Genomic DNA, 13306 nt, shown 5'->3' on the forward strand with positions numbered 1-13306 from the left:
GGCCCATCTTTCGGTTGTGACGGCCGGGATAGACGTGCAACCAAAGAAAAATCGGTGTGTCCGGGTGCTGCCTGCGCAGCTTGATTGCGACCTTCCAGCGGTTGATGACGATAAGTGCGGCGGGTCTTTGCTGCTCATCGAGGTCTTGCAGCGATCGCAACTGGCCCGCTCTCGACAAGTGTCGATGGCTGCGACCGTTCTGGTAATGCGTGATCTCGAACCGGGGGCTAAGCGCGGTGGCCACCCGCAGCACCGTGGCCTCGGTGCCGCCAAGCCCGCCGGTCTCGAGATCGGGCAGGTCGTAACCCGCGGCAGAGCACGGATCGACGATCATCAGAGGCACACGCCGGGTCTCATTTCGAAGCACTTTCATTGCGCGGCCATTTCTGTCACCGGGGCGGAGGCGAGGATCCGCTCGACCCGGGCCGACGTGGCGGGCGTGACCGGGATGTCGCGCCGCGCCAGCAGGTCGGGCCGGCTGACATGGCTGATGCCGAGGGTCGGGATATCGACCGGCACGGACTTGACCCTGCCGTTCTGCCGCCAGTCCTCGACCTTGGCCCAGACCTTCTGCCGGTCCGCCTTACGTCTGGCGCTGTCGTAATCCGAGACTGCGGATTGCGTCAGGCTGTCCGGGGTCTCGATCTTGGTCAGCAACAGTTCGGGAACGATCCAGATGACCTCGCCGTTCAGGATCAGCCGGTTGCGGAATTCCCGGTCCTCCTCGATGCAATCCTCGAACCCGCCGAGGCGGCGGAACACATCCGAACGGAAGAGACCCGAATTGATATGTGTCCATTCCCCCCGGCACCTGCGCGCCCATCTGAAGGTTCGGGAACACGTCATCGAGCAGGGACAAATCGCGCCGGATCTCGACGCGACGCCCGTCCGGCAGGATCAGCTCATGGTGGGTGAGTGCCGCGCTGACCTCCAGCCGCTGCCCCGCCTCCTTGTTCGCCAGTTGCCAGTTCAGGCAGTCGTCGGCCCCGATATCCTGCGCGGTCAACACGCGGACCTGCTGCAACACCTTGTCGCGATGCGGGATGTCGTCGGAATCGTGGAACGTGATCGCGTCGCCCGCAGTCAGCAAAAGACCCGCGTTCTTGGCGTTGGCGGTGCCGAGGTTTCGCGACAACCGGATATAGTTGAAACGCGGATCAGAGAGGAACGGCTGCACCGCGCTTTCGATCGCGTCCGTGCTGGCGTCGTCGATGACCGTGACGCGGATGTTCCACCAGCTTTGCTCCAGTGCGGCTCGGATGGCTCCGGCGATCAGATGCGCGCGGTTGTAGGTGGGGATGACGATATCGACCAAGGGGGCGAGCAGGTCGGATGTCATGTGGAAACCTCCGTCAGGGGTGGGGCGATCGCGGCGCGATAGGCGCGCAGGCTTGTGTCGGTCAGCAGCGCGGCGGGCAGCGGCAGCAGGAGCGCCAGCAGCGCGGCGCGGATCAGCGGCTCCGTGGGTTGCACGCCGAGCAGCAGCAGGATCGCGGTGAGGAAGACCATGAGATGACAGGCGGAGAGTGAGGGATCGCCCTTGCCGCCGGCCTTGTCGGTGACCACGAATGTCAGGCGGCAGCCCGTCAGCGCGTCGAAGGTTGCCTTGGCCGATTGCGGGGCCAGCGCGATGCGACAGGCCAGTGCGTGCAGGATAACCGGAAGGGCTTGCCCGTCGCGGATCCCGCGCACGACGACGCGGGTCGTGATGTCAGCCAGGCCGAGCAGGATAGCCCCCGCAGCCAGCGTGGCGGCGACCGTTTGCCCCTGTCCGGTCAGCAGCCAGACCGTCAAGAGCGCGGAGGGAACCAGTGCGAGGCTGAACCAGGCGGTCAGTTGCGACAGGATGACGAGCCGCTTGTGCAGGTTGAAATTGCCGACAGGGGTGAGGATCGTTCGCCCATGTCGCAGCAGGGTCTGGACGTTGCCGCTGCACCAGCGATACCGCTGCTTTTCGAGATCACGCAGGGACAGCGGCAGCAGGCCCTTGCCCACGACCCGGTTGATAAACCGCCCGGTAAAACCGGCGTGGCAAAGCCGCACGCCCAGGTCCGCATCCTCCGTCGTGGTGACACCGGACCAACCCCCTACGTCAATCAGCGCCGCTTTCGAAATCACGCAGAGCGTGCCGGTCAGCAGCACTGCCTCGGCCTCGTCTGCACCGGCGGCGTCGGTGCGAAAATATTCTTCGAGCTCGGCATCCACACCCGGTGCGGTGGTCGTCGTGGCAACATAAGATTGCGGAAACTGCACGTAATCCGCCCCGGTCCGATGCAACGCCTCAGCGGCGCGGCTCAGAAAATCGCGATGGACGACATAATCCGCATCGACAGTTACCACATGGGTCGCATCGGCGCGCGTGTGCGCCAGCGCGATGTTGAGCGCGCCGGCCTTGGCGCCGCGCACGCCCATCCGGTGCAGGAAGGTGATCCGACACGGATGCGCCGTGCAGAAGGTCGCGACCGGCTTCCACAGCGCGGGATCGGCCGTGTTGTTGTCCATAACGATGATCTCGTAGCCACCTGACGGCCAGTCCTGATCGAGTAAGGCCCGCAGGGTGCGGATCACCAAGTGAGGCGGTTCCGAATGGGTCGCAACATGAATTGAAAATCGCGGGGTAACGGATCTCTGCTGACCTGCTGTCAATGACGTGGGCAAACAGGCGATAATTGGCCGAAGAGCCATCAGGGCAACCTGAATTGCAACGATGGCGGCGCAAACGATCATGCCCACTGTCGGAACGGCAGCGGACAGAATCAGTATTCCACAGATTGCGACAAGCCGTAGTTTCACACTCGCCCCCAAGCGTTAAATTTCGATAAATATTATTTACAATCAGTAGTTTGTCCGGTTCGGACGCTACCGAAGAGGTAACAACTCTCGTTGCTGTTTAGTTCCCGCGGGCAGGGCAATTCGCAATCCATGCCGACGCTTCGACAATGCGCCAGACCGCCGGCCCCCGCTTTCAACTGGATTGAATTGGTTTTCCGTCTCTAGTCTTGCGGAAACCACGAAGTATCCATGTCGGCGTAGCGATCATGGAAATCCGTAAGTTCGATCATCGCATCTTCTCTAAGAATCCGGAGGCGATTCTGATCGCGGTGAATGTAGCCATCCTCTTCCATCCGGATGAAGGTCTTGCTGATGTAAACGTTGGTAAGGCCCAGATAATCGGCAATCTGGCTCTGGGTCATTGGCAGGCGAATGGTGTCGGTCATATCCCGGTTGGTGATCCTGAGCCGCGCGATCAGATCCAGCAGCATGTAGCTGACCCGTTCTTGCGCACTCATCCGGCCCATTGCACGGAGCACATCGATCAAAACGACTTGGTCGCGAAGCGCTATCGACAGCAAAAGTGCCGAAAGCCGCGGAGATCTGCGCAGGATTTCGTCGAGCGACGACTTTGGAAACGGACACAGGCACACTTCTTCGACAGTGCGCAGTGTGGTCGTGGAGTGCTTAAGGGCGACGTCGGGGAAACCGATGATGTCGCCGGGATGATGGATCTTGACGATCTGGCGGCGGCCATCGGGCAGATCGGTATAGCTGAAGGCCCAGCCATGCTTCACGACATAGAGGTCCTTGTTCTCGTCACCCCCCTGATACACCTCATATCCGGCACCAAAGTTGCGCTCTGCCTTCTCTAGTGTAGCCAATCTGTCCCGATCCGCATCTGACAGGGAGACGTAGTGTGAGAGCTTCGTAACGAGGCAACTGGATTTGCTGGACATGATGGCCTTTCTATTTGCCCCCCGGATGTGAAGCCAGTCAAAAATGTTGAGAACGATGAAGATCAGCGCTGAGATGAACGCCGCCTCTTTCAGGTAACCTAGCCCGCAGGCGATACCGATCGACCCTACGGCCCAGATCGCCGCGCCGCTGCGAACGCCCTTGAGCCGTCCATCGTCGCTGGGCGACATGATCGCCCCCGCTCCGAGGAAGCCGATACCGCCGACAATACCTTGGATCAGACGGGTGGGATCGATCGACATGGCCTCGTCCTCGGCCATACTGCTCAGGGCAAAATTAAGGGTGACTGCCATCAAGGCGGCAGAGCCAATGGCGACCAGGACATAAACTCCTGCCCCTAAAGGCTTGCCCTTGATCTCGCGATCAAGCCCGACGACCAACCCGCATGCGCCGGAAAACAGGACGCGGAGTATGAACTCACTGAAATCGACCATTATCGAAAACTTACCTCCGCAGATTGTCGTCATCAACTTTCCTTAGCTGTAATTGCAGGTATCGGGTTTAATCTGCATTGAGAAACGGTAAACGGTCTATGGCTATGGTCGCATGTTGGACCGGCAATCCCTCCGGATGAAAAAGAAACCTTTCCGACAGGAGGAAACACGAATGTTTTTTGACGGATTCGTCATTGATGCCTTTGCCAAGGGTGTCCTGTTGAGCGCGGCTGGCATTGCCTGGATCATCCTGCTAGTCCGCGTGGTCGGCCTGCGGTCGTTCTCAAAAATGACGAATTTCGACTTCGTGATGACCGTCGCCATGGGCTCGCTTCTGGCTGGGGCGTCGCAGTCGCAGGAATGGACAGGATTTCTTCAGACGCTGACGGCGATGGCCACCCTTTTTGCCGTCCAGTATTTCGTCTCGCGGCTGCGGCACTGGTCGCCGCGGCTGGACGCGCTGGTTCAGAACACGCCGGTTTGTCTGATGAAGGACGGCGTCATCCTGCATGACAACCTGCGCGCGACGCGTGTGGCCGAGGAAGACCTGCTCGCCAAACTGCGCGAGGCGAACGCGCTGGAGCTGTCGACGGTGCGCGCCGTGGTGCTGGAAACGACCGGCGATATCTCGGTGCTGCACGGCGATCATGTGGATGAGGTCCTGTTCAAGGGCGTCGCCGAGGACTGATGGAAAACGCCACTTTCTTCGAATTCAGCCCCTATCATCTGACCCTCGCGGTCGTCGGCTGCATCGTGATCCTGTCACGCTGGTTTCCACGGCTCATTTCATCGCGCGAACCGGCGGCCGCGCCGCTGATGATCCTGCTGGGGGCCGGAGCCGTCTTGATGATCCCCGGCCTGCCCGCGCCCCCCGATCCGCGCACGGCGCCGCTGCTGTGGGAGGTGATGGCAGAGATCACCGTCATCGTTGCGCTCTTCGCGGCGGGCATGCGGGTCGACAGCCTCGGGCCGCCGGGAAAATGGGCACCGACGCTGCGGCTGCTCCTGATCGCGATGCCCCTGACCATCGCGGCGGTCGCGTTCCTCGGCGTGGTGCTGGGCGGGCTGACCGCCGGAGCTGCCGTTCTGCTGGCCGCCGTGCTTGCACCCACCGACCCAGTCCTTGCCGCCGACGTGCAGATCGCGCCGCCGCAGGAGGGACAGGAACATCCGGTGCGTTTCGCCCTGACCACGGAGGCCGCGCTGAACGACGGGCTGGCCTTTCCGTTCGTTTATCTCGGCCTGATCCTCATTGCGCAGGGTTTGGCCCCCGCTGAATGGGGGCTTCAGTGGTTGCTGGAGGACGTGATCTACCGGATTTCCATCGGGGCCGCGATGGGCTGGGCCGGGGGGTGGCTGCTGGGCCAGATACTGTTCAACCTGCCGCGCGAAACCCGGCTGGCCGATACTGGCTCGGGAGTGATCGCGATTGCCGGGGTGTTCCTGTGCTACGGCTCCACCGAACTGGTCGAAGGCTATGGTTTCATCGCCGTGGCCGCGATGGGCCTATCGCTCAGGCGTATTGAGAGCGAACACCACTATCATCGGCATCTGCACGATTTTTCGGAATCCATCGAACACGCCCTGACGGCGCTTTTGCTTATCGCTCTGGGAGCCCTGCTCCCCACTCTGGCAGCGGACCTGACCTGGAGCCATGTCGCCATCGCGGTGCTGCTGATCGTGGTGCTGCGCCCGCTTGCCGGATGGATATCGTTGACGGCAAGCGCGCTGGCCCGTCCCGACCGAGCGGTTGTTGCCGTCTATGGGGTGCGCGGGATCGGGTCGATCTATTATTTGGCCTATGCGACAGGCTACGCCGAACTCGATAACCTGTCCGACCTGTGGATCATCACCGCACTGACGATTTTCCTGTCGACCGTCCTGCATGGTTTCACAGTGGGCTGGAGCATGGAAAAGATCGGGAGATGACTATCAGATCAATCTGTTTGGAACTGAGGGTGAGCGCTTTGGATATCATCCATAGAGGAACGCCTAACCACGTGAAGGTGCCGCAATGTCGCTAGTTATCGGACTTTTAGGATGGCTTTTCCTGATCATCGTCACGACGGACTTTCTGATCACGACGGCTGGCACAAACGATAGCAGTCCAATCGCGATACGTGTGGCCCGGACCGCATTCCGCCTGTTCAGGCGACTGCCCGACACGGACATCAAGCACAAGATCATCGGCCCGCTGGTCGTGGCAACCGTGGCCACATGGTGGATCCTGAGCGTGAACCTGTCCTGGGCGATGATCTTTTACGGCATCACTGGATCAGTCGTGGACCAGAGCAGCGGGTTGTCGGCAAGCCCGGTCGGATTCATATCGCACGTCGGTCATCTCCTCTCGACGGTTGGAGGCGGCACGACATCGCCTGCCACATCGACTATCTCACTCCTGGGTGTAGTGGTCGGTGTGAATGGCATGGTTGTCCTGACACTCGGCGTGAGCTTTGTCATGGCGACCACTCAAACGGTGGTCCATGGGCGCAAACTTCTACTATACCTTCACGCCAGCCAAGACGATAACCTCATGCTTTTGAAGGATCTGGCAGGATTGACCGCCGAACTGAACGCCGCTCCCTTTGCGCTATTTTTCAGTCATCAGGATCCAGAAATGAGGGTTCCGGAGAGACTGACAGAAGTGTTTGCCCATAGGCTTGATGACGCGGAGACAGACTGGGCACATCTGGCCCGGGCACTGCCTTATTTCCGGCAATATTCCGGACCCGACGTCTCATCAAAGCTGCAGGAATGGCTCAGGGATTTCTCCGCCCGCCATATGCCGTGATCCGACAGTATAAAGATAGATTATCCGCGCTGCCAAAACCTCATTTTCCCGCAAGCCTCGATGAAATCCGCACAGTCGTCCTTGCCCTCGAGTCGGAATACGCCGTCGTCAAAATCGTCAACTCCTGCCGCATGGAACAGTTGCTCGGCTTCGCCGGTGAGTGCGATGAACTTCGCATGTGCAAAAGCGTCGGCAGCAAATCCCTTGGCCGGATGCATGGATGCCAGCTTTTTTACCCCGTCTGCAGATGCCATTACAGCGACAGCATCATAGAGCACGGATGGCCCGCCATCTATTTTCTGATCCGCCGACACGCTTTTGCCGTCGGACGTCTTGATGCCGCCGATCGTGGGGGCGACGATTTCCATCATGCCGCCCACGTCTTTCACCGCCTGTTGCAACGAGGCGAGCAGGCCCCCATCGATACCGTCGGTTACAAGGATGCCCAGTTTCCGACCCTTGAAGCTATCCGGTCCGTTCTTGAGGATCGACAGCGCATCCGATGGCTTGAGCCCTTCAACCATATCGCGCCGCGGCGCATGCGGTTCCGGCATTTCGTCAAAACCCAGCCCATCCGAGACAGCCTGAGCAAGATCCGTATCGATATTTGGCAAGTGGGCTACGACACGCTTGCGGATATCCAGCACCTCGCATTTCGACAGTTCGAAGATGAGCGCGCCGGCAATGTGGCCCTGCTCCACCTCTGTCTGGCTTTGATAGAACTGGCGGGCCTGACTGTAATGGTCCGCGAACAGCTCCGCACGAACCTTCCGTTTCTCGCCCTCGATCGCTTCGGGATAGGAGGTGAACCCGGTCTCCGCATCAGCCCGAGGGCCGCCATCCTTCCAGCTGTTCGGCTCATAGTTGGCGCGCCCTGCCGGGTTATGCATCGCCATGTGCCCGTCCTGCTGGAAATGAGCAAACGGGCATTTCGGCGCGTTCACCGGGATATGGGTGAAATTCGGCCCGCCCAGCCGTTTGATCTGCGTGTCCAGATAGGAAAAGTTGCGGCCCTGTAGCAACGGGTCGTTTGTGAAATCGATCCCCGGTACGATGTTCTGGGTGCAGAATGCGACCTGTTCCGTCTCGGCAAAGAAGTTGTCGACCACGCTGTCCAGCACCAGCCGCCCGACAATGCGGACCGGCACGTCCTCTTCCGGGATCAGCTTGGTCGCATCCAGCACGTCGAAATCGAACTTGTCGGCAAAGGCGTCGTCAAACACCTGCACACCCAGTTCCCATTCTGGATAATCACCCGCTTGGATCGCGTCCCACAGATCACGGCGGTGGAAGTCGGGGTCGGCGCCGTTGATCTTGATCGCCTCGTCCCAGAGAACTGATTGCAACCCCTGCTTCGGCTTCCAGTGGAACTTCACAAAGTGGCTCTTGCCCTCTGCGTTCACGAACCGGAGCGTATGGACGCCAAACCCTTCCATGAACCGGAATGACCGCGGAATGCCCCGGTCCGACATGGTCCACATAATCATGTGCATGGCTTCGGGCATCAGAGAGATGAAATCCCAGAAGTTGTCATGTGCCGACTGCGCCTGCGGAAAGGCGCGATCGGGTGCTTCCTTAACTGAATGGACCAGATCGGGAAACTTCATCGCGTCCTGAATGAAGAAAACGGGAATGTTGTTTCCGACGATGTCCCAGTTGCCCTCTTCGGTATAGAGCTTGACGGCGAACCCGCGTGCATCGCGGGCTAGATCCATGGACCCCTTGTTGCCCGCTACGGTCGAGAACCGCACGAAGGCCGGAACCTTGCGGCCCTTTTCCTGCAACAGATGCGCCGACGTCAGGTCCGGGATCGCATCCGTGGTCTCGAAATATCCACGCGCGCCATAGCCACGGGCATGCACCACGCGCTCGGGAATGCGCTCGTGGTCGAAATGGAACATTTTCTCGCGGAAGTGAAAGTCCTCGAGCAATGCCGGACCGCGCGGCCCCACCTTGAGAGTGTTCTGGTTGTCCGACACCGGCACGCCCTGTGCCGTCGTCAGGCGCGCACCATCCGGTGCCTGCTGGTGCGTTTCACCGCCTTGCCCCGTTTTTTCGGAGCGCTTCGTTGTCTCGTTGGACTTCTGCGTTTCGATAGAGGGGTGAAAGTGCGGTGATTTTTCAGACATCAGTTTATCTCCAGCGACAGAAATGTGCGCGCAACAGGGGAATTATCGAACAGAACAAATGCTACGCTGCGCAATGTTTCGGAACTTCCATCTAGATTGATGCAACCGGACATAAAATCGTGCTTACCCCTCTTCTCGCAGTCAATCTGCAAAATTCACCAGACGTCCGCCTTGCTTCGGGACGGCTGGAGTCTTGGCAGACGGCTCACTCTCCATTCGCGCTAGAAAAATCATGGAACATGTTTCGATAGACCTCTGGGCTGCCAATCTTGAATCGAGCGTGCAGGATCTGCAGACGTGGCTCGCCGCTCTGGAAGCGCGGGTCGCACAGACGGCAGCGCGGGGCGGACACATGTTGGTCCTTCCCGAGTTCGCCTGTGCCCAGTGGTTGAATTTTGCCCCGGCAGATATGGCGGAGGCGGATACCCTCGGCTGGCTCTTTGAATGTGGGCAGATATCGCTGGATGCGATTGCTATAATCTCCGCGAACTATGGTGTCTCGATACTTGCCGGAACGATACCGTTCGCGGCCGGGCCGGTGGACGGTATTGCCACATATTTCAACCGTGCATGGTTGATAACGCCGGATGGTGCGCGTCATAGCCAAGACAAACTGAGCTTGACCCCGCTCGAAGCTCAGGGCGCTGGCGGCATTACCGTCCATGGTGAATCGATAAATGTCATCGAATGGAACGGGCTACGGATCGCTATGATCATTTGCCTCGACAGCGAATTTACGGACTTGTGGTCCCGACTGGGGACTCTCGATCTCGATCTGGTGATCATTCCTGCCAAAACAGACATGATTACCGGCTACAACAGGGTGTTCGGCTGCGCGCGTGCGCGAGCCATCGAGCTTCAGACTGTTGTGTGTGTTCTGGGCGCAGTCGGAGTGCCCTTCGGTGCCGCGCTGACGGATTCGGGCGTGGGCGGCGCCAGTGTCTTTACGCCTTGCGATATCGGCGTTTCACTTGATGGCATTCACGCGGCGATCGCGCCCCAGACTGCCGCCATGATGACCGATCACGTTCTGGTTGCTGTCGATATTCCTGTAGGTGCGTGTCGCAGGCTACGCAACGGCCATGCTGAGGCGGAGGTTTGTCCCGCACGGTGGGATGCCGGACATCTGATTGTGAATGATCCTGCCTCACCGAAATTGGTGGCATGACCGGGGGGTCACTTAGGTAGCGTTGATCGACGCTTCTTGGTCGTGCGGTGTCGTAGAAAAAAGCGCACCATCTCCCGCGAGGCATCAGGGCCTGTGGGATCGGTGTAGCTTCCGGCCGCATGTCCGCCGGACCAGGCGTGTCCTGCACCATGGACGACCCACTGCTCGGTGTAGGGACGTCCCCTGCCCACCCGATGCACGGTGCGGGTAAATTCACGGCCACCGTGAACGCGCCCTTTCTTTTCTGTCCGGTCAAGGGCGGCGAAAGGTTCGAGTGCGCGAATGGCGATGAAACGACCGTTGCGGGGGTTGATGACCTTATCCGCGTCGCCATGAAAAATGATGGTCGGCACTTGAGCATCAAGACGCTTGCCCGGATCGCCACTTTGCATCGCTCTCGGAACGGATGCTGGATCATGAGCGGCTCCTACGGCCAGCCCCGAATGAACACCGACCGCCGCAAAGATATCGGAATATTCCGTTGCTAGGATCAACGCTGCTGCTGCCCCGGCAGACAGGCCCGCGACATAGACTCTGGAGGGATCGGCGTTCCAGTCGGCAATGATCTTGCGCGTCATGTCCGCCAGCAAAGCGGGTTCTCCCGCGCCCCGGTTCTGATCGCCCCGTCTATACCAGTTCCAGCACCGATAATGATGGGCGTCCCGCGCCTGATCCGGATAAAGAACCAGAAAACCGAATTCCTCTGCCAGTGTATTCATCCCGGTGCCACGCGCAAAATCCTTCGACGATTGCCCACACCCGTGTAGCATGACGAGCAGCGGAAGCGGCGTCGTTGCCTTGTTCGCAGCGACCGGCACATAGAGCTTGTATGAACGGGTGCCAAAAGCGGTCTCATGTTGTCCGGCCTTGAACGTTGCGCCCCGCGGGGTCCTTGCTTGGGATCTGGTGGCAGGAACAGCCGCCCGGGCTTTGACTTTACCACTTCCGCCCATGGCTGCACGCGACGGGCTGGCAGGCTTCACGGCTTTGCGCGCGGGCGTGCCGGGTTTTCTGGCTCTACGTTTCTTCGGTTTGGACGGGCCAAGGAGCGTGCTCCACATTTCGGTGATTGCGGAAGCGCCCGCGCGTCTTAGCTTGCGCTGTGTCTTCGCGCGTGCGCGCCTGAACGGATCGTGCATCTGACCTCACAAGCTCTGAAATATATGATACCGCGGTGTTTCACACACCGGGGTCCGCCGTTTCGCCGCCTGCTTGATTATGGCTGGCAACATGTCCGTTGCAGACGGGACGAGAAGCTCGTCTGCCTTTGCGTTGGCCAGAACGGGAAATCGGAAAAATCGCCCTGTTCTCCATACCGTCGTGTCCGATTGACATGCAACGGACATGTCTTGGTTTAACTCCGGCTTCGACTATTGGTTCATCAGCGAATAGACCTTTTTAATCGCTGCAAAACAAATGTATCGGTATTATCCACAAACCGATGAATTTCGTCATTCGACGGGTCTCGTAGCGTCCATCATTCGCTGTTCTCCGAAGGATCAGGCAGATCTTGTAGTTGCCGCCCGAGCGCCATCAGCCGCCACGCCTGATCATCTGATAACAATTTGCGCGCTTCACCGATGTTCAGCTCTGCACCCTTGACGGGAACCACATTGGCCCGCACAAACCGTCCGGTTTCACGCACCTGCACGTCATGACCCGGAAACCGCTTACGTAACTCGTACTCGAAAGCGTGTCGACGATCGGATGAACATCGGTCGAGTCCAGTTCTCGGGGTGCTCCGTCCAGCAGCTCGGCAACTGCAATGCGAAGGTTGCGCAGCCCGTCCCGCAGGATGTCAAAGGAAATCAGCCCCGCCGCAGCCGCATCAGCCCACCAGAATCCGAAACCAATGCCCACGATACCCGCAATACCTGCCAAGCCCGTCTTCCAGTCGGCTGCGTTCATATCCGCATCTGTGTAGAGGATCTTGTCCATCGCCGCACGGGCCAGCGGTTTCTTCATGTGGCCAAGGATGACAGGGGGAATGATGGAATAGACAAGTGCGGCGACCATCAGCCAGCCCAGCCAGACATCCCAGCCGAGGATCGTGACGTTTCCGATGGTGGGGTGCTCCTGCAGGATCAGAGCACTGGTCGCGTCATAGAGCAGGAATCCTCCCATGGCGGTCAGCGCGCCAGCAGCCAGAAGAAAAGCCAGCGACCCGACACGGTGAAATCCGAAAGGATATTGCTCGGTCGCGGGCTTGTTCTCAAACTTTCGCGCCAGCAGGAACAGGATGGGCGGCAGCAGACTGAGCGTGTCTTCGATCCACGCTGCCTTCATTGCCTGGCTGGATCCCATCGCAAAATACATCACCGCAATGATGGTCAGCAGCCAGAAAATTGACCACCACTCCAGTCTGGCGGCACGGCGCAGCTTTCGCTTGATTTCGTCGGGAAGGTCGTGGCTCATTCGACCATCCCCCGGATTGCGCGGTTTACCGTAATCAGAAACCTGTTTTCGCCCTTGCGAATGGCCAAAGCCCGGTCTTCTGTTTCATTTCCAAGTGTTACGCGGCCCAGCGGATTGCTCAGCGCGACGTCGGCGGCAAAGGGTGTATTGGCTGGAATACGTCCGGCGATAATGTGTAACTTCCCGTTTTCCAACTGCACAAAAAGCGTGTGCGGATCACCTGTCACGAGTTCTGTCTCTGCTTGCATGGCACTGGCAATCCGCGCGACTGCATCGCTATCCGCCTGGTCGAGTGGTTCTACCAACGCCCCGACTCTGAGGATACCACCCGTCACTTCCTCTGTCGTTCCTTCCGGATCATCCGGGACTTTACAAGCAATTAACAGGGACATGGCCAGCACTGCCATGAGGGTGCGCCAGGATTGCGAAGAGATAGCTGTTGCGCGCATGGATGTTCCTGCAAATCCGGCCCCGTCGCCGATGAAATACACTTCCTTTCTAAACCAAACGTTTGAAAATAGGTTCCGAGTCTAAAAATGTGGAACGCTTGTCGTTTCAAATCTATATCTTCATTATCCCGTCTTTGAACATGGCGGCGCACCCGCAAGGAGAGGACCGA

Annotated in this window: 13 protein-coding genes; 4 read left to right on the forward strand and 9 right to left on the reverse strand. The window is 59.2% G+C overall.

Annotated features, from left to right (window positions below):
- The 5 genes from FGD77_RS03695 to FGD77_RS03715 all read right to left on the reverse strand — a co-directional run.
- On the reverse strand, positions 1 to 334 hold a 334-nt coding region (locus FGD77_RS03695; protein WP_255006475.1), incomplete at its 3' end, for a hypothetical protein.
- Positions 335 to 369: 35 nt separating this feature from the next.
- Positions 370 to 657 (reverse strand): hypothetical protein, encoded by a 288-nt coding sequence (locus tag FGD77_RS03700; RefSeq protein ID WP_255006478.1) that lies wholly within the window; start codon positions 655 to 657, stop codon positions 370 to 372.
- On the reverse strand, positions 584 to 1339 hold the full coding sequence (locus FGD77_RS03705; RefSeq protein WP_255006480.1) for a glycosyltransferase family A protein: 756 nt from the start codon (positions 1337 to 1339) through the stop codon (positions 584 to 586). The genes FGD77_RS03700 and FGD77_RS03705 overlap by 74 nt, the downstream gene beginning before the upstream one ends.
- Positions 1336 to 2727 (reverse strand): glycosyltransferase family 2 protein, encoded by a 1392-nt coding sequence (locus FGD77_RS03710; RefSeq protein ID WP_369682687.1) that lies wholly within the window; start codon positions 2725 to 2727, stop codon positions 1336 to 1338. The genes FGD77_RS03705 and FGD77_RS03710 overlap by 4 nt, the downstream gene beginning before the upstream one ends.
- Before the next feature lie 266 nt (positions 2728 to 2993).
- The gene (locus FGD77_RS03715; protein ID WP_255006483.1) at positions 2994 to 4217 is read right to left on the reverse strand and encodes an MgtC/SapB family protein; all 1224 of its coding nucleotides are present in this window, start codon (positions 4215 to 4217) and stop codon (positions 2994 to 2996) included.
- 139 nt (positions 4218 to 4356) lie between these two features.
- Here FGD77_RS03715 and FGD77_RS03720 point away from each other — a divergent pair, with 139 nt between their 5' ends.
- The 3 genes from FGD77_RS03720 to FGD77_RS03730 all read left to right on the forward strand — a co-directional run bounded on the left by FGD77_RS03720 (position 4357) and on the right by FGD77_RS03730 (position 6975).
- Entirely contained in the window at positions 4357 to 4872 is a 516-nt protein-coding gene (locus tag FGD77_RS03720) for a DUF421 domain-containing protein (RefSeq protein WP_255006486.1), read from the forward strand.
- Complete coding sequence (locus FGD77_RS03725; protein ID WP_255006488.1) at positions 4872 to 6113, forward strand: sodium:proton antiporter; 1242 nt, start codon at positions 4872 to 4874, stop codon at positions 6111 to 6113. The genes FGD77_RS03720 and FGD77_RS03725 overlap by 1 nt, the downstream gene beginning before the upstream one ends.
- Positions 6114 to 6198: 85 nt before the next feature.
- Complete coding sequence (locus FGD77_RS03730; protein WP_255006491.1) at positions 6199 to 6975, forward strand: hypothetical protein; 777 nt, start codon at positions 6199 to 6201, stop codon at positions 6973 to 6975.
- 20 nt (positions 6976 to 6995) lie between these two features.
- Here FGD77_RS03730 and FGD77_RS03735 read toward each other — a convergent pair whose 3' ends face one another.
- Positions 6996 to 9104: a catalase gene (locus FGD77_RS03735; RefSeq protein WP_255006495.1), complete on the reverse strand. Its 2109-nt coding sequence runs from the start codon at positions 9102 to 9104 to the stop codon at positions 6996 to 6998.
- A gap of 232 nt (positions 9105 to 9336) precedes the next feature.
- On the opposite strand from FGD77_RS03735, the gene FGD77_RS03740 reads away from it, so the two are divergent.
- Positions 9337 to 10272: a nitrilase-related carbon-nitrogen hydrolase gene (locus FGD77_RS03740; protein WP_255006497.1), complete on the forward strand. Its 936-nt coding sequence runs from the start codon at positions 9337 to 9339 to the stop codon at positions 10270 to 10272.
- Between the two features lie 8 nt (positions 10273 to 10280).
- Here the strand turns inward: FGD77_RS03740 and FGD77_RS03745 are convergent, their stop codons facing one another.
- The 3 genes from FGD77_RS03745 to FGD77_RS03755 all read right to left on the reverse strand — a co-directional run bounded on the left by FGD77_RS03745 (position 10281) and on the right by FGD77_RS03755 (position 13136).
- The gene (locus tag FGD77_RS03745; RefSeq protein ID WP_255006499.1) at positions 10281 to 11411 is read right to left on the reverse strand and encodes a PHB depolymerase family esterase; all 1131 of its coding nucleotides are present in this window, start codon (positions 11409 to 11411) and stop codon (positions 10281 to 10283) included.
- A 445-nt stretch (positions 11412 to 11856) separates the two neighbouring features.
- Complete coding sequence (locus tag FGD77_RS03750) at positions 11857 to 12687, reverse strand: cation transporter (protein WP_255006501.1); 831 nt, start codon at positions 12685 to 12687, stop codon at positions 11857 to 11859.
- Positions 12684 to 13136 carry an enoyl-CoA hydratase gene (locus FGD77_RS03755; RefSeq protein ID WP_255006503.1) on the reverse strand — a complete coding sequence of 151 codons (453 nt, stop codon included), beginning with the start codon at positions 13134 to 13136 and terminating at the stop codon, positions 12684 to 12686. The genes FGD77_RS03750 and FGD77_RS03755 overlap by 4 nt, the downstream gene beginning before the upstream one ends.
- Between the last annotated feature and the right edge of the window lie 170 nt (positions 13137 to 13306).

This window comes from Roseovarius sp. M141 (assembly GCF_024355225.1).
GTDB lineage: Bacteria > Pseudomonadota > Alphaproteobacteria > Rhodobacterales > Rhodobacteraceae > Roseovarius.